At 75.3% G+C, this 20930-nt stretch carries 18 protein-coding genes and 3 tRNA genes; 9 read left to right on the forward strand and 12 right to left on the reverse strand.

Going from position 1 to position 20930, the window contains the following annotated elements:
• Window positions 1-17 precede the first annotated feature (17 nt).
• Window positions 18-512 carry a DUF3145 domain-containing protein gene (locus tag IE329_RS06860; RefSeq protein WP_190209921.1) on the reverse strand — a complete coding sequence of 165 codons (495 nt, stop codon included), beginning with the start codon at window positions 510-512 and terminating at the stop codon, window positions 18-20.
• A gap of 438 nt (window positions 513-950) precedes the next feature.
• Entirely contained in the window at window positions 951-1976 is a 1026-nt protein-coding gene (locus tag IE329_RS06865; RefSeq protein ID WP_190209922.1) for an NADP-dependent oxidoreductase, read from the reverse strand.
• A gap of 152 nt (window positions 1977-2128) precedes the next feature.
• Between IE329_RS06865 and IE329_RS06870 the strand changes: the two genes are divergently transcribed.
• Both IE329_RS06870 and IE329_RS06875 read left to right on the forward strand, forming a co-directional pair.
• Entirely contained in the window at window positions 2129-2638 is a 510-nt protein-coding gene (locus tag IE329_RS06870; protein WP_190209923.1) for a MarR family winged helix-turn-helix transcriptional regulator, read from the forward strand.
• Between the two features lie 211 nt (window positions 2639-2849).
• On the forward strand, window positions 2850-4457 hold the full coding sequence (locus IE329_RS06875) for an LCP family protein (protein WP_190209924.1): 1608 nt from the start codon (window positions 2850-2852) through the stop codon (window positions 4455-4457).
• Between the two features lie 52 nt (window positions 4458-4509).
• Here IE329_RS06875 and IE329_RS06880 read toward each other — a convergent pair whose 3' ends face one another.
• Entirely contained in the window at window positions 4510-5508 is a 999-nt protein-coding gene (locus IE329_RS06880; RefSeq protein WP_190209925.1) for an NADP-dependent oxidoreductase, read from the reverse strand.
• Between the two features lie 168 nt (window positions 5509-5676).
• Between IE329_RS06880 and IE329_RS06885 the strand changes: the two genes are divergently transcribed.
• Window positions 5677-6291 carry a TetR/AcrR family transcriptional regulator gene (locus IE329_RS06885; RefSeq protein ID WP_190209926.1) on the forward strand — a complete coding sequence of 205 codons (615 nt, stop codon included), beginning with the start codon at window positions 5677-5679 and terminating at the stop codon, window positions 6289-6291.
• Here IE329_RS06885 and IE329_RS06890 read toward each other — a convergent pair.
• The 4 genes from IE329_RS06890 to IE329_RS06905 form a co-directional block, all read right to left on the reverse strand.
• Window positions 6263-7177, reverse strand: a complete 915-nt coding sequence (locus IE329_RS06890; RefSeq protein WP_190209927.1) for a 1-aminocyclopropane-1-carboxylate deaminase/D-cysteine desulfhydrase — start codon at window positions 7175-7177, stop codon at window positions 6263-6265. The two genes, IE329_RS06885 and IE329_RS06890, sit on opposite strands and share 29 nt — an antisense overlap.
• A gap of 110 nt (window positions 7178-7287) precedes the next feature.
• Window positions 7288-7803, reverse strand: coding sequence for an isochorismatase family protein (locus IE329_RS06895; protein ID WP_190210089.1), 516 nt, complete (start codon window positions 7801-7803; stop codon window positions 7288-7290).
• A gap of 84 nt (window positions 7804-7887) precedes the next feature.
• Entirely contained in the window at window positions 7888-8988 is a 1101-nt protein-coding gene (locus IE329_RS06900) for a hypothetical protein (RefSeq protein ID WP_229927232.1), read from the reverse strand.
• A gap of 413 nt (window positions 8989-9401) precedes the next feature.
• A tRNA-Ile gene (locus IE329_RS06905) sits at window positions 9402-9475 on the reverse strand.
• 248 nt (window positions 9476-9723) lie between these two features.
• Here IE329_RS06905 and IE329_RS06910 point away from each other — a divergent pair.
• Both IE329_RS06910 and IE329_RS06915 read left to right on the forward strand, forming a co-directional pair.
• Window positions 9724-10620 carry a trypsin-like serine peptidase gene (locus IE329_RS06910; protein ID WP_190209928.1) on the forward strand — a complete coding sequence of 299 codons (897 nt, stop codon included), beginning with the start codon at window positions 9724-9726 and terminating at the stop codon, window positions 10618-10620.
• Window positions 10621-10781: 161 nt separating this feature from the next.
• Complete coding sequence (locus IE329_RS06915) at window positions 10782-11531, forward strand: trypsin-like serine peptidase (RefSeq protein ID WP_190209929.1); 750 nt, start codon at window positions 10782-10784, stop codon at window positions 11529-11531.
• Window positions 11532-11701: 170 nt separating this feature from the next.
• Here the strand turns inward: IE329_RS06915 and IE329_RS06920 are convergent.
• Window positions 11702-11774 (reverse strand) — tRNA-Asn (locus tag IE329_RS06920).
• 58 nt (window positions 11775-11832) lie between these two features.
• A tRNA-Asn gene (locus tag IE329_RS06925) sits at window positions 11833-11908 on the reverse strand.
• Between the two features lie 243 nt (window positions 11909-12151).
• On the opposite strand from IE329_RS06925, the gene IE329_RS06930 reads away from it, so the two are divergent.
• The 4 genes from IE329_RS06930 to IE329_RS06945 all read left to right on the forward strand — a co-directional run bounded on the left by IE329_RS06930 (window position 12152) and on the right by IE329_RS06945 (window position 16076).
• The gene (locus tag IE329_RS06930) at window positions 12152-12448 is read left to right on the forward strand and encodes a hypothetical protein (protein ID WP_190209930.1); all 297 of its coding nucleotides are present in this window, start codon (window positions 12152-12154) and stop codon (window positions 12446-12448) included.
• A 217-nt stretch (window positions 12449-12665) separates the two neighbouring features.
• Window positions 12666-14099, forward strand: coding sequence for an FGGY family carbohydrate kinase (locus IE329_RS06935; protein WP_190209931.1), 1434 nt, complete (start codon window positions 12666-12668; stop codon window positions 14097-14099).
• A 619-nt stretch (window positions 14100-14718) separates the two neighbouring features.
• Window positions 14719-15678 carry a DUF2690 domain-containing protein gene (locus IE329_RS06940; RefSeq protein WP_190209932.1) on the forward strand — a complete coding sequence of 320 codons (960 nt, stop codon included), beginning with the start codon at window positions 14719-14721 and terminating at the stop codon, window positions 15676-15678.
• Window positions 15679-15902: 224 nt separating this feature from the next.
• Entirely contained in the window at window positions 15903-16076 is a 174-nt protein-coding gene (locus IE329_RS06945) for a hypothetical protein (RefSeq protein WP_190209933.1), read from the forward strand.
• A gap of 32 nt (window positions 16077-16108) precedes the next feature.
• Here IE329_RS06945 and IE329_RS06950 read toward each other — a convergent pair whose 3' ends face one another.
• From IE329_RS06950 to IE329_RS06960, 3 genes are all read right to left on the reverse strand, one after another.
• Complete coding sequence (locus IE329_RS06950) at window positions 16109-17386, reverse strand: RNA polymerase sigma factor (protein WP_229927233.1); 1278 nt, start codon at window positions 17384-17386, stop codon at window positions 16109-16111.
• A gap of 183 nt (window positions 17387-17569) precedes the next feature.
• The gene (gene dnaG / locus IE329_RS06955; RefSeq protein ID WP_190209934.1) at window positions 17570-19489 is read right to left on the reverse strand and encodes a DNA primase; all 1920 of its coding nucleotides are present in this window, start codon (window positions 19487-19489) and stop codon (window positions 17570-17572) included.
• A 39-nt stretch (window positions 19490-19528) separates the two neighbouring features.
• Window positions 19529-20863 (reverse strand): deoxyguanosinetriphosphate triphosphohydrolase, encoded by a 1335-nt coding sequence (locus IE329_RS06960; RefSeq protein WP_190209935.1) that lies wholly within the window; start codon window positions 20861-20863, stop codon window positions 19529-19531.
• Window positions 20864-20930 lie beyond the last annotated feature (67 nt).

Below are 20930 nucleotides of genomic sequence, written 5' to 3' on the forward strand. Positions count from 1 at the left end.
GAGCCGGACGGCCGGGCTCAGACCACCTGGTGCAGCCAGCGCACCGGTGCGCCCTCGCCCGCGTAGCGGAACGGCTCCAGCTCGTCGTCCCAGGGCTTGCCGAGCAGCCGGGAGATGTCCGCCTCCAGGTCGCTGCCCTCGTTGCGGGCCCGCAGCAGGACGGCGCGCAGTCTGTCCTCCGGGATCAGGATGTCGCCGTGGATGCCCGTCACGGCGTGGAAGATGCCCAGGCCGGGCGTACTGCTGTAGCGCTCGCCCTCGGCGGTCGCGCAGGGCTCGCTGGTCACTTCGTACCGCATCAACTGCCAGCCGCGCAGGGCGGAGGCGAGCTTCGACGCGGTGCCGGGCTCCCCCTGCCAGGAGAACTCGGCACGCCAGTGGCCGGGTGCGGCCGGCTGGCGGATCCAGTCGAGGCTCACCCGCACACCGAGCACGCCCGCCACCGCCCACTCGACGTGCGGGCACAGCGCGCGGGGCGCTGAGTGGATGTACAGGACTCCACGTGTCGTCACCGGGACCTCCAGGCTGTGGACGAGGGTCGCCTTCCCCAGCTGCCTCGTGCCTGCAAGTGATCCACAGTTACCCAAGTTAGGCGACATTAAGCCACTAAATTGAGCAAAACGGACAGGCTTTCACTCAATGTTAGTCGGATCCTCAAGGAGGTCCACCCCTCGTTCGGATCTCTCCCCCGAACGGCCCCATCACGGGGCGGGACCACCGTACCGCGCTGCCCCCCACCTCGGGTGACGCTCTTTCGGATCCGGCCGGGATGCGGTAGTGCGCGGCCCCGGCCAGCGCCCGTACGCAAACCGCCCCGCCGGCCCGGAGGGGGCGGCGGGGCGGCGGGCGGAGCAGTTGACGCGGCACCAGGCCGGCTCCGGCCGGGGGCCGGAGCCGGGAGCGGGCCGGGTCAGGAGGCGGGAAGGGGAAGGCTCACGGGGCGGACAGGCTCAGGGGGCGAGCCGGACGACCATCTTGCCGGTGTTGCCACCGCGCAGCAGGCCGATGAAGGCGTCGGCGGCGTGCTCCACGCCGTCCACCACCGTCTCGTCGTAGTGGAGGCTGCCGTCGCGCAGCCAGCCCGCCACCTCGGCGGTGAACCGGGGCTGAAGCTCGGCGTGGTCGCGCACCAGCAGGCCCTCCAGCCGCAGCCGCTTGCCGATGGCGAGCGCCAGGTTGCGCGGACCGGCCGGCGCGGAGGTGTCGTTGTACTGGGCGATGGCGCCGCAGAGCACGGCCCGGCCGTGCACATTCAGCGCCCAGATCGCCGCCTCCAGGTGCTCGCCGCCGACGTTGTCGAAGTAGACGTCGATCCCCTCGGGCGCGGCCTTCTCCAGCTGTTCGCGGACCGGTCCGTCCTTGTAGTTGAAGGCGGCGTCGAAGCCGTAGTCGTCCACCAGCGTGGCGACCTTCTCGGCCGAACCGGCCGAGCCGACCACCCGGGAGGCGCCCTTCAGCCGGGCGATCTGGCCGACCAGCGAGCCGACCGCGCCGGCCGCGCCGGAGACGAAGACCCGGTCGCCCTCCTTGAGGCCGGCCACCGCGAGCAGGCCGGCGTAGGCGGTGAGGCCGGGCATGCCGAGCACGCCCAGGTAGTAGGAGAGCGGCGCCGCCTCGGCGTCCACCTTGACGGCGTGCCCGGCGTCCAGGGTGGCGTACTCGCGCCAGCCGAGCCCGTGCAGCACGGCGTCGCCGACCGCGAAGCCCTCGGCCTGCGAGGCGACCACCCGACCGACCGCGCCGCCGTCCATCACCTCGCCGAGCGCGAACGGCGGCACGTAGGACTTGACGTCGTTCATCCGGCCCCGCATGTAGGGGTCGACCGAGAGGTACTCGTTGCGGACCAGGATCTGGCCCGGGCCCGGCTGCCGGACCGGCGCCTCGACCAGCGCGAAGTCCGCCGGGGTCGGCCAGCCCTGGGGGCGGGCGGCGAGGTGCCACTCACGGGCGACGGTGGGCACTGCCTGCTCTGCCATCGATCTCTCCTTGCGATTAGCGGCGGGTCCGCCCGGGGGCGGTTCTGAGGGCCCTCCCCCGGGTTTACCGGCCCACCTGAAAGGTTGAGCCGGTAAAGCAATCGTGGGCATGAAAGGTTCATGTTGTCAAATGTTCAGGTAGACTGGTCGGTATGGACACCCAGCCGACCGAGGTCGTCGCCCCGCAGCCGACCGATGCGATCACCCGCGAGGTCGTCGACCTCATGGCGAACCTGGTCGCGCTCTTCCACCGCGAGTACGAGGAGGCCGCCGCCGCCCGCTCGCTCACCGGCGCCCAGGCCAAGGTGCTCGCACTGCTCCGCCGCGGCCCGATGCCGATGCGGCACATCGCCCAGACGCTCAGCTGCGAACCGTCCAACATCACCGGCATCGTCGACCGCCTGGAGTCCCGCGGCTTCGTCACCCGGGAGGCCGACCAGCACGACCGCCGGGTCAAACTGGTCGCCGCCACCGAAGCCGGCTCCGACGCCTCCGAGGAACTGCGCGAATCGCTGAACTTCGCCCGCGAGCCGCTGGCCGCGCTGGGCGACGACGAGCGGGCGACGCTGCGCGACCTGCTGCGCCGGATGCTCGACGGCGTCGGCCCCGGCGCGCCGGCCGGACCCGCCGCGTCCACCGACCCCGCCGGCCCGGCCGCCTGACCCGCCGTCGGACCGGACCGCACGCCGTACGCGCACGCCCGGCCCGCCGCCCCCGGGGCGAACCGGGGCGAAACCGGCCGCCGGGCGTGAGACGTGTCACACCGTCGGGCCGGATCGCCCGCGGGTGTAACCGAACGTTCTCCCGAAGCGTCTTACCCATGAGACCAGACCGCCGGCCCCGGCCGGTGGCCGACGAGAGAGCACAGGGGCGATGACCGATCCCACGAACGGCCGTACCGACGGCCGGCGCAGCGGCACGCCCCGGCGCCGGCGGCTCGCCCGTACGGCCATCGGGCTCACCGCCGTCCTGGTGCTCTCGGTCGCGGGTGCGGGAGCCTGGTTCTACCACCGGCTCGACACCAACATCAGCACCTTCGACCCGGGCGGCGTCGCCACCAGCCGGCCGCCGGCCCCCGTTCCCGTCACGCCCGGGGCCAGGCTGCCGGTGAACGTGCTGGTCCTCGGGTCCGACACCCGGGAGGGCGGCAACGACGCGCTCGGCGGCGGCGACATCGGCGTGGGCCACTCCGACACCGCGATCCTGCTGCACGTCTACGCGGACCACAAGCACGCCGTCGGCGTCTCGATCCCCCGCGACACCCTGGTCACCATCCCGTCCTGCAAACTGCAGAACGGGACGTGGACGACCCCGCGCACCAACCAGATGTTCAACGAGGCCTTCACCGTCGGCGAGTTCCCGAACGGCAACCCGGCCTGCACCCAGAACACCGTCGAGGCGCTGACGGGCCTTCGGATCGACCACACCATCGTGGTGGACTTCCGGGGCGTGGCGGCGATGACCGAGGCCATCAACGGGGTCGACATATGCGTCCCCAACGATGTGAACTCGCACGACATCCACCTGAAGAAGGGCCCGCAGAAGATATCCGGGCAGCCGGCCGTCGACTTCCTCCGGGCCCGGTACGGGTTCGGCGACAACTCCGACATCGGCCGGATGAAGCGTCAGCAGGCCTTCCTGTCATCGATGATCAAGAAGGTCCAGGGCCAGGGCTTCTCGCTGCCGACCCTGCTCCCGCTCGCCGACGCCGCCACCCGCTCGCTCACCGTGGACGAGGGCCTGGGCACCGCGATGAAGCTGGTCGACTTCGCGCAGTCGCTGCAGAACATCAAGCTCGCCGACATCACCTTCGTCACCACCCCCTGGCGCTTCGCCGGTGACCGCGTCGCCCTGGTCCACCCCGACGTGGACACCCTCTGGGCCCTGCTGCGCCAGGACCGCACCCTCGACGGCCGACCCACCGGCCAGGGCGATCCGGCCACCACCCCGACCGGGCCCGCCCCCTCGGCCGACACCGTCCCGACCGGCCCGGCCGCGACCGGCACGGCCCCGTCCGACGGCACCGCGGCGGCCACCGCGCCCGTCGCCTCCCCCGCCGCCCCGACCGGCCCTGCCACGGCCGCCCCCGTCACCGTCACCGTGCCGATCGTGGTCGTCAACGGGACGAAGACCGCCGGCCTGGCCGGCCGCGCCGCCGACACCCTCCGGGCCAAGGGCTACCAGGACGTCACCCTCGACGCGACCGGCGGCGGGCGGCTCACCACCGACATCACCTACCCGGCGGCCCAGCGGGCCGGAGTCGAGCAGCTGGCCGCGCTCTTCCCCGGGGCCCGGCTGGTCGCCGAGAGCGGCGCCGACAGTGTGGTGATCACCCTCGGCCGGGACTACGAGCCGGCCGCCGTGAGCCCCTCCGGCGGCCCGAGCCCGTCGAGCACCATCCCGTCGACGATCCCCACCGGCATCGCCGACAACGCGCGGACGGCCGACACCGACCCCTGCGCCAACCTCACCTTCGGCTGACCCGGCCGCGGCCGGCCCGCACCCCCGTGGCGGGCCGGCCCCGGCCGGCGGCTCAGCCGTCCTCCGCCACCCGCAGGACGATCTTGCCCTGGAGGTGTCCGCGCTCCGCCCGCTCGTGCGCGTCGGCCGCGCGCGCGAGCGGGAAGACGCTGTCCACCCCCACCGTGAGCAAGCCCTGCTCGACCAGCCGGGCCAGTTCGCCCAGCTGCGCCCCGTCCGAGTGCACCTGGCCGGAGGGGAAGGTGATGCCAAGCTCCCCCGCCCGCTCGCGGTGGTACTCGCCGAGGAAGACCGGGCTGAGGGTGCCGCCGCGTCGGACCACCCGCAGGAGGCGGTGCGCGTCCGGGCCGCCGACGGTGTCGACGAGGTGGTCGACGTCCCGCACCACCTCCTCGACGGGGGTGGCCGTGTAGTCGACGAAGCGGTCCGCGCCGAGGCCGCGCAGGAACTCCTCGTGCCGCCCGTCGGCCACCGCGACCACCTGGGCGTCGATCGCCTTGGCGAGCTGCACGGTGAAGTGGCCGACCCCGCCCGCCGCGCCGTTGACCAGAACCGTCCGGCCCGCCCCCTTGCCCGGGCCGCGCTCCAGGCCGATGTGGTCGAAGAGGAACTGGTAGGCGGTCAGCCCGGCCATCGGGATCCCTGCCGCGCCCACGTGGTCCAGCCCGGCCGGCTTGCGCGCCAGGTGCGTACCCGGCGCCGTCGCGTACTGGGCGTGGCCCCGGCCGGCGTCACCGGCGGAGGGGAACCGCACCAGCCCGAACACCTCGTCCCCGACGGCCCAGCCGGAGTCCCCCGGCCCGAGGGCCACCACCACGCCAGAGATGTCCGTCCCCGGGACGAAGGGCAGCGTCAGCCGGGCCCGCAGTTCGGCGGGGATGTTGGCGAAGCCGGTCCGGGCGTACCAGTCCGGCGGGTTGAGCCCGGCCGCGTGGACCTCGACCAGCACCTCGCCCGGCGCCGGCTCGGGCACCGGCACCTGCTCGTACCGCAGTACCTCCGGGCCGCCGAACTCGTGCACCCGAATCGCACCCATCGTTGCCCTGGTCATGACTCTCCCCTGGTCGGACGAGCGCCCCGTAGAATGCGGAGCGATGCTCCGGATATAACCGGAGCAGTGCTCCACTTGTCAACGGCAGTGGCCCGCCGGGCCGCTGACCGGCCCCCGCCGCGAAACACCCGGGCGCCCCGGCGACCGGCCCCCGACCGGAGAGAACGCATGACCGCAGAGAGCCCCGCCACCCCCCGCGGCCGGCGCGCCGACGCCGAGAGAAACCGCGAACGCATCCTCGATGCGGCCCGGACGGTGGTCGGGGAGCAGGGCACCCAGGCCTCCCTGCGGGACGTCGCCCGCCGCGCGGACGTCGGACTGGGCACCCTCTACCGGCACTTCCCGACCCGCGAGGACCTGCTGGAGACGCTGCTGCGCGAACGCTTCGACGGGCTCGCCACCCGCGCGGCCGACCTCGGGCGCACCCTGGAACCCGCCGCGGCACTGACCGAGTGGCTGAGCGGCTTCATCGTCAGCACCGGCGGCTACCGCGGCCTGGCCGGCTCGCTGATGGCCACCCTGAACGACCCGGACTCACCCCTGCACGCGTCCTGCGTGGCCATGCGGCAGGCCGCCGGCGACCTGCTCGGGCGGGCCCAGGAGGCCGGGCGGATCCGCCCGGACATCGACGGCACCGACCTGTTCACCCTGGTCAACGCCCTCGGATGGATCGCCGACCAGGCACCCTCGGAGGCCGGCCGCGGCGCCCGCCTGTTCACGGTCTTCATGGACGGGCTCGCGGTCGCCCCCGGGGCTACCGCACCGGGTCCGGCAGCCCCGTGACGACCACCGTCACCCGGGTGCCCGGCGCCAGCGCGCCGGCCGCGGCCAGCTCGTGGACGGCCAGCAGCGTCTTGGCGACGTAGCGCCGCTCCAGCGCGATCCCGTGCCGCTCCTCGAAATCGGCGGCGAAGGCCTCCAGCTCCGCCGGGACCTTTCCGTAGCCGCCGCCGTGGTGGGCGTGGTCGATCCGCCAGTTCGCGAACTCCCGCCCGTACGCCTCCCGGTGGAGCCGGGCCAGCTCGCCCTCCAGGTACCCCTCGCCGCCGCGCAGCACCGCCACCCCGAGGGCGCGCGCACCCGGGGGGAGCCCGGCGGCGATGCCCGCCAGGGTGGCACCGGTGCCGACCGGGCAGCAGAGCAGGTCGCGCGGGCCGAGATCCGGGATCTCGGCCGGGATCGCCGCCGCGCCGGTCACCGCCGGCCCGTTGGAGCCGCCCTCGGGCAGGACCAGGCAGCGGCCCCAGCGCTCGGCCAGCCCGGCCGCGACGGCCGGGTCCGCCAGCCCGGCCACCGTCCGCCGGTACTCGGCGCGGGTGAGGAACCCGAGCTCCATCCCGGACGCCTCGGCCGCCCGCAGCGACCAGTTCCGCGGCGCCCCGGCCAGCTCCTCGCCCCGGACCAGCCCGACGCTGGACAGGCCGAGCGCGGCCGCGGCGGCGGCGGTCGCCCGCAGATGGGTGGAGTAGGCCCCGCCGAAGGTGAGCAGCCGGGTGTGCCCCCGCTCCCGCGCCGGCTCCAGGTTGGGCACCAGCTTGCGCCACTTGTTGCCGGGCACGGCCGGGTGCAGCAGGTCGTCCCGCTTGAGCCGCAGCTCCAGGCCGGCCCGCTCCAGCACCGGGTCGGACAGCTGGTGCAACGGGGTCGGCAGGGCGGCGGGCGCGAGCATCGCCCCAGCTTACGGACCGTGTGCCCGCGGTCCCGCCCCGACGGCCGGCCGGGCCCGGGGTTCAGCCCGGCCCGGTCCCGGCCCAGGGTCAGCCCGGCCGGGCCCGGGGTTCAGCCGAGGCGGATGCCGTCCGAGGGCACCACCGCGCCGAACCGGGGCAGGTTCAGGGTCACCGCCGCGCGGTGCTCCTCCTCCGTCAGGGCGGTCATCGCGTCCTCGGCGAACACCAGCTCGTAGCCGTGGTCGGCGGCCGCCCGGGCGGTCGACTCCACTCCCAGGTTGGTCGCGATGCCCGCGAACACCAGGGTGTCCGCACCACGCTCCCGCAGCCACCCGTCCAGGCCGGTGCCGTGGAAGCCGCCGACGGTCCGCTTGACCAGCACCAGGTCGGCCGCCTCGGCGACCCCCGCCGCCAGCCCGCTGCCCGGCGGCTGCTCCGCGACGCCCGGCCGCTCCACCCGGATCGCGGCCACCGCCGCCCCGGCCGCCCGGAACCGCCCGGCGAGGGCGAGCGAGGTCTCCAGCACCCGGTCGCCGCTCCTCGGCCGGAGGGGCAGTGCGACGATCCGGTCCATCAGGTCGACCAGTACCAGGGCGGTGCGCGCCGCCTCCAGCTCCACCGGCATCTCCACGAACTGCCCCCGGTTCTCCGCGGTCGGATGATCCTTCTTCTCGCGCCGCACTCTCTCACAGGCCGGCGGCCGCCGTCCTCAGTCGGTGAACCCGGCGTGCACGTGGTCGTGGTGGGTGTCGTCGGAGAAGAACTGGTTGACCGTCACGCCGCCGCTCAGCTGCCGCGGCCCGCCGACGTTGTAGGAGCCCGCCGCGGCGGCGGCCCGCATGAAGCCGTCGACCAGGGCGTGGTCGGTCGCCGGGTCGGCGACGGTGTGCCCGTCGATCTGCCAGACGTCCACACCGCGCCCCTGCGGATGGTCGCTGGGCCGGTCGGTGCCGAAGACGTCCAGCGGGTGCCCGGAGCGCAGCACGGTCACCTGGAAGGTGTACGTCCGCGCCAGCGTGAGCATCGCCCGCAGCACGCTGTCGTGGACGGCGCCGCCGGTGACGTCCGCCAGCGCGGCCGGCGGCAGCAGGATCCGGGTGTCGGTCAGCACCGCGCGGGCGGCGGCGGAGAGGGTGGCCGACGGCGGGCCCGGGTCGGCGGGGTGCAGTTCGGTCACCGTCCAGCGCGGCTGCGCCCGGCCGAGCCGGACGTCGACCGTGGTGCCGCCCTCGGCGACGGTGCCGTCGGCCGCGGCCGTCCACTGCCGGCACACCACCATGACGCTGGCGCTGTCGCCCAGCAGTCCGCCGTACTGGGCGTACAGCACCTGCAGGGCGGCCCGGTCGGCCGCCGGGAGCAGCGGGCCGGCCTGGCCTGCCAGGCCCGGGTCGAGCCCGAGCGCGGCGGCCCGGGCGCCGGCCGCGGCGACGCCCTGCCCGCCGGCCGGCCAGTTGCCCAGCGCCTCGACCAGCTGCACGGCCCGCAGCTTCACGTCGGGGTCCACCTCGCCCGGGCCGGGCACCCAGGGCGTGACCGCCGGAAGTGCGGCGGGTGTGCCGCTCGCGGTCGGCGGGGAGGCGGCGGGCGGGGAACCGGCCGGCGGGGACCCGGCGGCTCCCGGTCCGGTGCCGTCTGGGGCCGGCGTACCAGGGGCCGGCGAGTGGCCGGCCGCCCCTCCCCCGGCGCAGCCGGCCGCGCCCAGGAGCGCCCCCGCGCCCCCGAGCAGCACCGCCCGCCGGGGCAGCCCGCCGCTGAGCGGGGCCGGGGAGACCGGAGACTGTCGCACCACCTCGGCGAAGCTGGAGTCCATACCCCAACTATGCGCGGTGGACGGGGCGCCGGGGCGGGCGAGGGACCCGGGCGGCGTACGGACGGGCGCGCCGGGCGCCCCGGCGGGCGGTGGCCGGTACCTTGCGAGGCCACGTCGGCGGCGGCCCGGGAGCCCGCAACGGGCGGGGCCGGCGGCGAAGGAACCGGCCGCGACCTCGTGGCACCCCCGGAGCCGGCAACGCGCGGGCGCGCCGGACGGTTCGTCACTACGTTGCGGTCCGTCACTACGTTGCGGTCCGTCAATACGTTTCCGGAGCGGGCGTCCCGGACGGGTGAACCTCGGCATGTCCGCGCCTGGAGGGGGGCGGCCCTGCCCTAGAGTTCCTCCAGGACAGTCGGCCGTTGTGGCAGGCCGGCGCGGCGGATTCGCGGCGGGCCGGGACATTTCGACGGTGGGGCGGGTGGGACTCGAACCCACGACCAAGGGATTATGAGTCCCCTGCTCTAACCGGCTGAGCTACCGCCCCGGTTCGCCGTGCGCGCCCGGTGAGCCGGTCGCGGCAGCAGCAGACGGCCCCGGAAGGCCGTCCCGGGCAGCATAGCCGGTCGATCACCCGTGATGCGCGCCGGGGGCGCACATGGGTACGCGGGCCCGGCGCCCTCCCCGTCCGGGCGATTCCCGGTGGCCGGGCCGGCCCGGCGGCCGGATCCTGGGAGCCCACGAGCCGGCCCGGTCCACGGTCCGGCGCGGCGCGGAGGGTGCCGGGTGCGGTGGATGACGATACGTGAGCTGGCGGCCGGCGCCTGCGCCCTGACGCTCGCCCTGGCCTGCGCGGGGTGCGTCTCCCCGGCCGGCCCGACCGCCGCCACGAGGTCCGGCGGCCCGGCGCCGGGGGGTGCGACTTCGGGGGCTCCGGCGCCGGGCACCCGGACGCCGGGCGCCGGCGGCACCGACGCGGTGCACGGCTGGAGCAAGGACCGGATCCTGGCCGCCGTCGCCGAGCACCCCGGGACGACCCGCACGGCCGCGCCCACCGTGCTGAACAGCCTGGTGGGCGCGGTCTTCACGCACTCGGCCGCCGGCGACCACTTCTGCACCGCGAGCGTCGTCGACAGTGCCGGCCTCAACCTGATCGTCACCGCCGCCCACTGCGTGGACGACCCGCACCTGGGCCCGCGCGGCGACCTGGTGTTCGTCCCCGGCTACCGGGCCGGCGAGACCCCGAACGGCGTCTGGCCGCTGCTGTCGGTGACGGTCGACCCGCGCTGGCAGGAGTCCGGCGACCCCGACATCGACGTGGCGTTCGCCGTGGTCGCCCCGCAGAACGGCCGGCAGGTGCAGCAGGTGCTCGGCGCCAACCTGCTGGGCGTCGACCGGGACCACCGGCTGCCGGTCAAGGTGACGGGCTACCCGAGCAGCAGCGACCTGCCCATCACCTGCAGCAACACCTCGGAGGAACAGAGCCCGACCCAGTTGCGGATCGACTGCCCGGACTACACCGGCGGCACCAGCGGGAGCCCCTGGGTGACCGACTTCGACCCGGCCACCAGGACCGGCACGGTGGTCGGGGTGATAGGCGGCTACCAGCGGGGCGGCAACACCGCCGACACCTCGTACAGCAGCTACTTCGGCGACGACGTGCAGGCGCTGTACGACCGGGCCACCGGGTGACCGGGCCGGGCGCTGGCGCCGCCCCCGCCCGGACTGGTAGATCTTCCCGGTACGGGGTGCCGGACGACGGCGGCCCGGCGCGCCGCACCGCCGGCCCCCGGCGCGACGCCCGTACCCCCGACACGCGGCCGCCGGACGCGAGGACGAGAGGCGGAGTCCTGATGGCACTCGGCCCGGCCCGGCCCGTACGCGCCCGGCTGCTGCCCCCCGCAGCCGCCCTGCTGATCGCCGCCACCGCCTGCAGCTCCACCGTCGAGGCGCCCCCGGCGGCCCGGACCGCCCCCCGGGACGCCGCCGGGGACCGCATCGGCACCCTCTCCCTCGGCACCGCCCAGGGGCCCCGTGCCTGCACCGCCAGCGTGGTGCGCAGCCCCCGGCACAACCTGCTGGTCACCGCCGCGCACTGCGTGGTGCCGGAGGACTACGGTCCGCAGGAGGGCCTGGTGTTCACCCCCGGCTACCGCAACGGGACGTCCCCCTACGGGAGCTGGGCGCTGGACGCGGTGACGGTCGATCCGCGCTGGAGCGAGGAGGCCGACCCCGAGTACGACGTGGCCTTCGTCACGGTGAAGCCGTCCGGCGGCCGCCAGATCGAGGACGTGGTCGGCGGCAACAGCCTCGGCGGCGAGAGCGGCTTCGGGCTGGCCGTCTCGGTGACCGGCTACCCGAACGGCGGCGAGGAGCCGATCACCTGCTCCACCCGGACGGCCTCGCAGAGCCCCACCCAGGAGCGCTTCGACTGCGACGGCTACACGGAGGGCACCAGTGGCAGTCCCTGGATCACCGGTGCCGGCGCGGTGGTGGGCGTGATCGGCGGATACCAGGAGGGCGGGGACACTCCCCGGGTCTCGTACAGCGTCACCTTCGACGAGCGGGTCACCCAGCTCTACCGCCGGGCGGCGGCCGGCTGAGGACGGCCGGCCGCAGGCACCGGGCGGGCCGGCTCCTCCGGGACCGTTCCGCCGGGCCGGCCCCTCGGCGGGCCCGCGAGCGGACCGGGCCGGGCCGGGAAACACGAAGGCCCCCCGGTTGATCGGGGGGCCTTCGCTCTGAGCACTCACCGGGGACGAACCCGATGAAGCTCCCGCATTTGGACTCGAACCAAAAACCTGCCGGTTAACAGCCGGCTGCTCTGCCAATTGAGCTATGCGGGATTGCGCGTACCGAGGTACGGCACAGCAGGTCGGCCGGGCCCGTGGGCCCGGCTCCCTGTGGCTCCCCCAATTGGACTCGAACCAATAACCTGCCGATTAACAGTCGGCTGCTCTGCCAATTGAGCTATGGGGGATCGGCTACCGCTCCGGGCTTCCGGTCTCCCGGGCCCTCGGCGCTCGCTGCGGGACATACATTAGCGCACTCAGGGGGGTGGTCCGCCAATCGCTTTCCCGCCACCGCCCCCGACCCCCCGCCCGGCGCGCCCGGCGCGCGCCCGGCCTGCCGCCCGGGGATGCTGGGGGCACGGACGGTTCGCCGCCGCGAACGGCGGGTAGGGCAATGCGGCACAGTCCGCGAGGAAGGGTGGAGACCGAGCATGTGGAAGCTGAGTTTCATCGTGGGGGCCGCGGCCGGGTACGTCCTCGGCTCACGCGCGGGGCGGCAGCGGTACGAGCAGATCGCCAAGGCCACCAGGAAGGTCGCGCAGAACCCCCGGGTGCAGAGTGCCGCCGGCAAGGCCAAGCAGCAGGCGGGCGCGGCGGCCGGCAAGGCGGCCGGCGCCGTGGCGGACAAGGTCGGCGACAAGCTGCCGAACTCGCTGACCGAGCGGGTGCCGTACTTCAACCGCGAGCCGGTGCCGGCGGACGACAGCTGGGGAACCTTCCGCCCGTGAACGGGCCGCTCCTGCCCGCCCCCGCGGCCGCCGGACCGGTGAGCGGCGCCACCGCGCCGGCCGCCGGCCCCGGACCGGACCGCGAGGGCGGACCGTTGTACGAGGGCGGACGGACCGCCGAACCACCGTGCGACCGGGCCGCTACCGACCGGTACCGAGTGGGCAACACTTGTGCCGCCCGGCCGCGCCGGGGCGCCCGCTGAGGCATGATCTCGACATGGCCATCGTCGCGGGGATAGACAGTTCGACCAACCGCACCAAGATCGTGGCGTGCGACGCCGAGACCGGCGCCGTGCTGCGCTCCGGCAAGGCCCCGCACCCGGCCCCCGAGGGCGACGACGCCCGGGCCGGGACGGACCCGCAGTCCTGGCTGCACTCGCTGGGGGAGGCCGCCGCGGGAGGCCTGCTGGAGAGCGTCCGGGCGATCGGCGTCTGCGCCCAGCAGCACGGCATGATCGGCCTGGACGCGGGCGGCGTGCTGGTCCGCCCCGCCATCCTGTGGAACGACCCGCGCTCGGCCGGCGCCGCGGCGGCCCTGGTGGACGCCCTCGGCGGCCCCGCCGCCTGGACCCAGGCCATCGGCGCCGTCCCGACCGCCAGCTACACCATCGCCAAGCTGCGCTGGCTGGCCGAGTTCGAACCGGCCTCGGCCCGGCGGATCGCCGAGGTGCTGCTGCCGCACGACTGGCTGGTCTGGCAGCTCCTCGGCCACCCGCAGCGCCGCACCACCGACCGCGGCGACGCCTCCGGCACCGGCTACTGGTCGCCGGTCACCGGCGAGTACCGGCAGGACCTGGTGAAGCTGGCCCTCGGCCACGAACTGCGGCTGCCCGAGGTCCTCGCCCCGGCCGAGCCCGCCGGGCACACCCCCGAGGGCCTGCTGATCTCGGCCGGCACCGGCGACAACATGGCCGCCGCCCTGGGCCTGGGCCTCGGCCCCGGCGACGCGGTGGTGTCGATCGGCGGCAACGGCACCATCTTCGCGGTGCACGACCGGGCCGTGGTGGACGCCTCCGGCGTCATCTCCTCCTTCGCCGACGCGACCGGCCGCCACCTGCCGATGGCCGCCACCCTGAACGCCGCCCAGGTGCTGCGCGCCACCGCCGGGATGCTCGGCACCGACCTGGAGGGGCTCAGCGAGCTGGCCCTGCAGTCCTCCCCCGGCTCCTACGGGCTGGTGCTGCTGCCCTACCTGGACGGTGAGCGCACGCCCAGCCTGCCGCACGCGGCGGGCACCCTGACCGGGCTGCGCGCCGAGTCGATGGCGCCCCACCACCTGGCCAGGGCCGCCGTCGAGGGCATGCTCTGCAACATCGCCGACGCGCTGGACGTGCTGCGGGCCAAGGGCGTGGAGGTCCGCCGGGTGTTCCTGCTCGGCACCGCCGGGCGGCTGCCCGCCGTGCGGCAGATCGCCCCGCAGCTGTTCGGCGTCCCCGTCGTCGTCCCCGCGCCCGGCGACCACGCGGCGCGCGGCGCCGCCCGGCAGGCCGCCTGGGCCCTGGCCGGCGGCGCCGAGCCGCCGCGCTGGGAGCTGCCGGAGGGGGCCGTCACCACCGTCCCCGACCAGGAGCGGGACCTGCCGGTCGGGTCGGCGGTCCGCCGGCAGTACGCGGCGGCCCGGGAGCAGATCCACCCGGAGACCGCCTCCTGAGACCGTCCGGTGCCGGGCGCCGGTGGCGACGGGAATGCGTCAACCGGCCACCGGTGAAGGCCGGGAGCAGGACACGGCCGTCGGAGCGGAGGGCGGATCCCCCGCGGCGCTGCCCGAAGGAGCCGACGACGGCCGGAGGCTGACGGTCAGCCCGTTCTGCCGGTCTTCGCCTTCACCACCACCGGCGACGTGACCGTTCGGCGTCTTCAACGTCCCGCGCCGGCTGCGCGAGCGGGGCCGGCGGGTGCCCGCCTGCGGCTTCCCGGCGGACGGGACCGGCCCCGCGGTGCTGCGGGCGTCCGCCGCAAGGGCTTCTCCCGCGACCTGGCTGACCGCTGCTCGCCGGCCTGACCCGGCCGCTGCCGGAACTCAGGAGCCGGCCGCGCCCGTTGAAGGACCTCGGGGTCCCGGCCGGGACGGCCTGCCACCACTGAGCCACCGTCGGGCGGCGGTCCGGGCCCTCGCCGGGCCGCCGCCCGCCCTGGGCGTCGGCGGCGCGCGCTATGCTGCCCGACGGACTCTCAGGACCACCAACCCGCCGGGCCTTGAGGAGGGGGCCGTCCAGGCGCGTGGCACCGTCCCGTACTCAGCCGGACCCGGTCACCACCAGGCGAACGGCATGACGATGACCACCGAGGACGCACTCACCACGCCCCCGCACGGCGCCTCCGGCGCCGGAGCCGACGCCGGACCCGACGCCGCCGAGCGGCTGCGCCTGGAGCTGCTGGCCTTCAAGGACGCCTCGGGGCTCAGCTACGCCAGGATCGGCGAGCGTACGCACTACGCGAAGTCCTCGTGGGAGCGCTGGGTCAACGGCAAGCAGTTCCCGCCGCGCGGGGCCGTGGAGAGCCTGGACGCCGCCTTCGGCCACGAGGTGGCCCCGCTGCTCGACCTGTGGGACCTCGCCGACCGGGAGCGGGCGGCGGCCGACGCGGCCGGTACCGCGGCCGGTACCGACGCGGCCGGCCCGGAGGGCACCGACGGCGAGGACGCGGCGCCCGCACCGGCCGGGCGCACCGGCTGGTGGTCGGCCCGCCGGGCGGTGGCCGCCGGGGCACTCGCGGCCGTCCTGGCCGCCGCCCTGGTCCTCGGGCTCACCCGGGACGGCGGCCACCCGGACCAGACCGCCGCCGGGGCCGCCGTCAGCGCCACCGCCACCGGTACCAGTACCGTCGCGGCCGCACCCGCGCCCGGCGGGTCCGCCTCCGCCTCCGCGACGCCGCGTCCGATCGGCTGCAGCGCGGCCGGCTGCAGCGGCAAGGACCCGGGCGCGATGGGCTGCAGCCAGGACGGCCAGACCCTCGTCCTGGGCAAGAACCAGGACATCGTCATGGAGCTGCGCTACAGCAAGGCCTGCTCGGCGGCCTGGGGCCGGATCACCTACGCGGCGCCGAACGCCATCGTCTCGGCGGAGAACTCGGACGGGACCACCTCCCCGTACGCCGTGAAGTGGGGCAACGACGCCTACTCGCCGATGGTGGAGCTGACCGCCGACAAGTCCGCCTGGGTCTGCGCCACCCTGCCGGACGGCGTCACCCGCGCCTGCACCGACCACGTGAAGGCTCCGGCCGCGCCGTAGGACCCGCCGCCGCTGTCCCGGACTCCGCCGGCACCGTCCCAACTCCGCGACGTCCCTGCAGGTCAGAGCCTCTGGGACGGCGAGGTACGGATGGGGACGCCGTGGATCTGGACCAGGCGGCGGGCCGGGCCGGAGCATGGTGATCACCGCAGGGAAGGCGCCCCCGCCTTCCGTCGGGCCCACCGGGCCCGGCGTCCGCGCGGCCGATCTCCACGGAGTCCCTCATGTCCGTCGGCTCGCTGCCCGACCGCAGCTGCCTCCCGTCCCTCCTGCCCCGCCCGGCCGCCGCCGGCCCCGCCGGAGCGCGCGGCCCGGCCGCGTCCGCCGCCACCTCCGCACTGGGCACCGGCCTCGCCGGGGCCGCCCGGCCGCTCGCCAACAACAGCATCTGGGGCTGAGCCCCGGCGCGTCCGGGCAGCGCCCCCGGACATCAGTCCAGGTACCCGCGGAGCTGCTCGGCGAAGGCGTGGTCGCGCAGTTTGCCGAGGGTCTTCGACTCGATCTGGCGGATCCGCTCCCGGGTGACCCCGAAGAGGTGCCCGATCTCCTCCAGGGTGCGCGGGCGGCCGTCGTCCAGGCCGTACCGCAACTGCACCACCTGCCGTTCGCGTTCGCCGAGGGTGGCCAGCACGGCCTCCAGGTGCCGGCGCAGCAGCAGGAACGAGGCCGACTCGACGGGTGAGGCCGCGTCGGCGTCCTCGATCAGGTCGCCGAGGGCCACGTCGTCCTCCTCGCCGACCGGGGTGTGCAGCGAGATCGGCTCCTGGGCCAGGCGCAGCACCTCCCGGATCCGGGTCTCCGGCAGCTCCAGGACGGCGGCGATGTCGGCCGGGGTGGGCTCGACACCGCGCTCCTGGAGCAGTCCGCGCTGGATCCGCACCACCCGGTTGATCAGCTCGACCACGTGCACCGGGACCCGGATGGTGCGGGCCTGGTCCGCGAGGGCCCGGCTCATCGCCTGCCGGATCCACCAGGTCGCGTAGGTGGAGAACTTGTAGCCCCGGGTGTAGTCGAACTTCTCGACCGCCCGGATCAGGCCGACGTTCCCCTCCTGGACCAGGTCGAGCATGGTCAGGCCGCGTCCGATGTAGCGCTTGGCCACCGAGACCACCAGGCGCAGGTTGGCCTCGATCAGCCGGCGCTTGGCGATCCGGCCGAGCACCACCAGGCGGTCGAGCTCGTCGGCGAGGCGGTCGTCCGGACCCGGGGTGCGGCCGAGCCGCTCCTCGGCGAACAGGCCGGCCTCGACCTGGCGGGCGAGTTCGACCTCCTCCGCCGCGGTCAGCAGCCGGACCCGCCCGATCTCGCGCAGGTACTGGCGGAACAGGTCCGCGGCGGGGCCGGCGGCGGCGTCCAGCGAGGCCGCGGGGGCGGCCCGGCCCGGCCGGGAGCCGGGGTCGCCGGCCGGCTCGCCGGCGAGCTCCCCGGGCAGTGCCTCAGGCTCGTCCGGCAGCTCGTCGGACGGCTCGGGCGGCTCCTCAGGGAGTTCCGCACCCGGCCGGCCTCCGGGTGGCTCGCCGGTGGCGCCGGGCCGGGCACGGGGCAGCTGCGGGCCGGGTAAGCGCGGGCCCGGGCCGTCCTGGGCCGTGCCGTCCGGGGCCGAGGCGTCCCGCTGCGGGCGGGGCGGGCCCGGGAGGCCGGCGGCGTCGGTGGTGTCGGAGGTCCGGTTCGGCGTAGGGCGGACTGTCGCGGCGGGCTCCACGGGCATCCCCTCGGGGCCGTGCGCGACTCTGGCGGACCCGCGCTGAACGGAGTTGGGACGTCCTCCAGTGTGGGGTACACCACACACTCCGGCCGAGACTCGTGCGCGGACTTTCTGCCGCCGGCCCCGGCGGGCGCCCGCGGACGCCGATCGCCGCCGGCGGTCCGCCGTGCGCCGCCCGGGGCGCGCCTAGAGCGCGGCGGCGCCCCGGCTGCGCAGCTGCTGGCCGTACTGCTGGAGCTGCCACAGCTCGGTCTGCACCGCGTGCAGCTCCTCGGGGGCGGCCCGGTTGCCCAGCCGCTGGAGCTGGGCCCGGACCTCGGCCACCCGCCGCTCCACCGCCTGCAGCCGCAGCTTGACCAGGAACTCGCCGGCGTAGATCTCGTCGGGCTTGCGCCGGGTGCGGACCGGCTCGACGGTCAGCTCGGTGACCAGCGAGCGCACCTGGTCGTCCGGCGCGGTCTCCCGGACGGTCTTGGTGAAGTCGGGCAGGGCGGCCCCGTACGCGGCGCCGCCGGCCTGGCCGATCGCGCGGCGCACGGCGGTGTACGGCGGGGTGGGGAACTCGTCCTCGCCGTAGTTGTCGAAGGCCGGGCTGACCAGCGCCGGGTACTGCAGGGCCAGCTTGAGCAGCTCGCGCTCGACGAACTGGGCCGGGTCGCGCGGGTTGAGCCGGAACACCGGGCGGGCCGGCTGCACCGGCTGGGCCTGCGCCTCCGGCCGGCGGGCCTGCTGCTGGTTGCCGCCGCGCTGGTTCTGCTGCTTGTTGTCGCGGTCCCAGCGGGCCAGCTGGCCGACCCGGCGGACCACGAACTGCTCGTCGAGGATGCCCAGCATGCCGGCCAGCTGGACGGCGTACTCGTGCTGGATCGAGCGGTCCTTGATCTTGGCGACGATCGGCGCCGCCTCCAGCAGCGCGGCGGACCGGCCCTCGGCGGTCTCCACCCGGTGGCGGGCGACGGCCGAGCGCAGCGCGAACTCGAAGAGCGGGACGGGGTTGTCGATCAGCGTCCGGACCGCCTCGTCGCCCTGGGCCAGCCGCAGGTCGCACGGGTCCATGCCGCCCGGGCTGACCGCGATGGAGGTGCGGGCGGCGAACTTCTGGTCGTCCTCGAAGGCGCGCAGGGCGGCCTTCTGGCCGGCCGCGTCGCCGTCGAAGGTGAAGACCGTCTCGCCCCGGTACTGGGAGGTGTCCATCAGCAGCCGGCGGATGATCTTGATGTGGTCCTCGGCGAAGGCGGTGCCGCAGGTCGCCACCGCCGTGGTCACCCCGGCCAGGTGACAGGCCATCACGTCGGTGTAGCCCTCGACCACCACCGCCCGGCCCGACTTGGCGATCTCCTTCTTCGCCAGGTCGATGCCGTACAGCACGTTGGACTTCTTGTAGATCGGCGTCTCGGGGGTGTTGAGGTACTTCGGGCCGTTGTCGTCCTCGCGCAGCCGGCGGGCGCCGAAGCCGATCACCTCGCCGCCCATGTCCCGGATCGGCCAGACCAGCCGGCCGCGGAAGCGGTCGATCAGGCCGCCGCGCTGGCCCTGCGAGGCCAGGCCGCCGAGCAGGACCTCCTTGTCGCTGAAGCCCTTGCCGCGCAGGAAGCGCACCAGGTGCTCCCAGCCGGCCGGCGCGTAGCCGACGCCGAAGTGCTGGGCCGCCTCCTCGTCGAAGCCGCGCTCGGCCAGGAACCGCCGGCCGATCTCGGCCTCCGGCGACTGCAGCTGCTCCCGGAAGAACGCCGCGGCCACCTTGTGCGCCTCGACCAGCCTGGTCCGCTCGCCCTGCTGGTGGCGGGGGTTGTACCCGCCCTCCTCGTAACGCAGGGTGATGTTGGCCTGGGCGGCCATCCGCTCGACGGCCTCGGCGAAGGTGAAGTGCTCGATCTTCATCAGGAAGGCGATGGTGTCGCCGTTCTCCTGGCAGCCGAAGCAGTGGAAGACGCCCTTGGACGGGTTGACGTAGAACGACGCGGACTTCTCGTCGTGGAACGGGCAGACGCCCTTGTACTCGCCCCCGCCGCCGTTGGTCAGCTGGACGTACTCGCCGACCACCACGTCGATGGGCAGCGCGCTGCGCACCGCCTGTACATCTTCATCCCTGATCCGCCCGGCCACTGTGGAAGTCTACGTCCCCGGCGGCCCGTCCCCGGGCGCTCAGGTCCGGGCCGCCGGGCCGACCAGCCGGGCGTGCAGGGCCAGCGCCGAGGCGTCGGTCAGGGTGGCGATCTGGTCGATCACCGCGCGCAGGGCCGCGCAGTCGTCCTCGGCCTCCTCGTAGCGGGCGGCGAAGACCACGTCCAGGCCCTCCGGGGCCCGCCGGGTCAGCGCCTCGGCCAGCTCGGCGATCACGATCCGCTGGCGCGAGCGGAGCTGCTCCTGCTCGTCGCGCTGCATCACGTACCGGACGGCGACGGCCTTCAGCACCGCACACTCCAGCCGCACCTCGCGCGGGACCACCAGCTCGGCCGCGTACCTGGTCAGCCGGCCGGGGCCGTAGCGGGCCCGGGTGGCCTGCTCGGCGGCCAGGCAGAACCGGCCGATCAGCTGGCTGGTGAGGTCCTTGAGGCCGGCCCGGGCGCGGGCCGAGCCGTCGTAGGCGGCGGGCCACCAGGGCTGGGCGTGCAGGCGGTCCAGCGCCTCCGAGAGCTCCTCGGGCGGGGCGTCCGGGGCGTAGCGCTCGGCGACCTTGAACAGTTCGGCGCGCTCGGCCGGGGAGCGCAGGGCCTCCGGGTCGATGTGGCCGGCCTGCAGGCCGTCCTCGACGTCGTGGGTGGAGTAGGCGACGTCGTCGGACCAGTCCATGACGGTGGCCTCGAAGCACTTGCGGTCGGGCGGGGAGCCGGCCCGCAGCCAGCGGAACACCGGCAGGTCGTCCGCGTAGACGCCGTACTTGGTGGAGCCCGGGTCGGTGGGGTGGGCGCCGCGGGTCCACGGGTACTTGGTGGCGGCGTCCAGCGCGGCGCGGCTGAGGTTGAGGCCGACGCTGCGGCCCGGCCAGGGCGCGAGCCGGGCCGGCGCCTCGTCCAGGGGGGCGAAGCGCTTGGGCTCCAGGCGGGTCAGGATCCGCAGCGACTGGGCGTTGCCCTCGAAGCCGCCGCAGGACTCGGCGGCCTGGTCGAGCGCCTCCTCGCCGGTGTGGCCGAACGGCGGGTGGCCGATGTCGTGCGCCAGGCAGCCCGTCTCCACCAGGTCGGGGTCGCAGCCGAGGGCCGCGCCCAGCTCGCGGCCGACCTGGGCGCACTCCAGCGAGTGGGTCAGCCGGGTGCGGGGGAAGTCGCTGCGCATCGGGGCGACCACCTGGGTCGTGCCCGCCAGCCGGCGCAGGGCGGCCGAGTGCAGGACGCGGGCGCGGTCGCGCTGGAACGCCGTACGGCCGGGGCGTTTGTCCGGCTCGGGCACCCAGCGGGCCTCGGCGGCCCCGTCGTACGGGTCCGGCCGGTGCGACGGGGTCAGGTCCGGGGTGGCGGTGCGGTGCGCGGTGTCGTCCATATGGCAGTCACGGTACGCCGCCCGTCCGACAGCCGGGGGGTGCCGCGCGTGACCGAGCGCACAACAG

This window comes from Kitasatospora indigofera, from assembly GCF_014655955.1.
GTDB lineage: Bacteria > Actinomycetota > Actinomycetes > Streptomycetales > Streptomycetaceae > Kitasatospora > Kitasatospora indigofera.

Excerpts from the sequence above, each read along its gene's own strand:
- IE329_RS06865 (WP_190209922.1), bottom strand. The coding sequence starts at position 1,976 with ATGGCAGAGCAGGCAGTGCCCACCGTCGCCCGTGAGTGGCACCTCGCC.
- IE329_RS06870 (WP_190209923.1), top strand. The coding sequence starts at position 2,129 with ATGGACACCCAGCCGACCGAGGTCGTCGCCCCGCAGCCGACCGATGCG.
- IE329_RS06875 (WP_190209924.1), top strand. The coding sequence starts at position 2,850 with ATGACCGATCCCACGAACGGCCGTACCGACGGCCGGCGCAGCGGCACG.
- IE329_RS06880 (WP_190209925.1), bottom strand. The coding sequence starts at position 5,508 with ATGACCAGGGCAACGATGGGTGCGATTCGGGTGCACGAGTTCGGCGGC.
- IE329_RS06885 (WP_190209926.1), top strand. The coding sequence starts at position 5,677 with ATGACCGCAGAGAGCCCCGCCACCCCCCGCGGCCGGCGCGCCGACGCC.
- IE329_RS06890 (WP_190209927.1), bottom strand. The coding sequence starts at position 7,177 with ATGCTCGCGCCCGCCGCCCTGCCGACCCCGTTGCACCAGCTGTCCGAC.
- IE329_RS06895 (WP_190210089.1), bottom strand. The coding sequence starts at position 7,803 with ATGCCGGTGGAGCTGGAGGCGGCGCGCACCGCCCTGGTACTGGTCGAC.
- IE329_RS06900 (WP_229927232.1), bottom strand. The coding sequence starts at position 8,988 with ATGGACTCCAGCTTCGCCGAGGTGGTGCGACAGTCTCCGGTCTCCCCG.
- IE329_RS06910 (WP_190209928.1), top strand. The coding sequence starts at position 9,724 with ATGACGATACGTGAGCTGGCGGCCGGCGCCTGCGCCCTGACGCTCGCC.
- IE329_RS06915 (WP_190209929.1), top strand. The coding sequence starts at position 10,782 with ATGGCACTCGGCCCGGCCCGGCCCGTACGCGCCCGGCTGCTGCCCCCC.
- IE329_RS06930 (WP_190209930.1), top strand. The coding sequence starts at position 12,152 with ATGTGGAAGCTGAGTTTCATCGTGGGGGCCGCGGCCGGGTACGTCCTC.
- IE329_RS06935 (WP_190209931.1), top strand. The coding sequence starts at position 12,666 with ATGGCCATCGTCGCGGGGATAGACAGTTCGACCAACCGCACCAAGATC.
- IE329_RS06940 (WP_190209932.1), top strand. The coding sequence starts at position 14,719 with ATGACGATGACCACCGAGGACGCACTCACCACGCCCCCGCACGGCGCC.
- IE329_RS06945 (WP_190209933.1), top strand. The coding sequence starts at position 15,903 with ATGTCCGTCGGCTCGCTGCCCGACCGCAGCTGCCTCCCGTCCCTCCTG.
- IE329_RS06950 (WP_229927233.1), bottom strand. The coding sequence starts at position 17,386 with ATGCCCGTGGAGCCCGCCGCGACAGTCCGCCCTACGCCGAACCGGACC.
- IE329_RS06960 (WP_190209935.1), bottom strand. The coding sequence starts at position 20,863 with ATGGACGACACCGCGCACCGCACCGCCACCCCGGACCTGACCCCGTCG.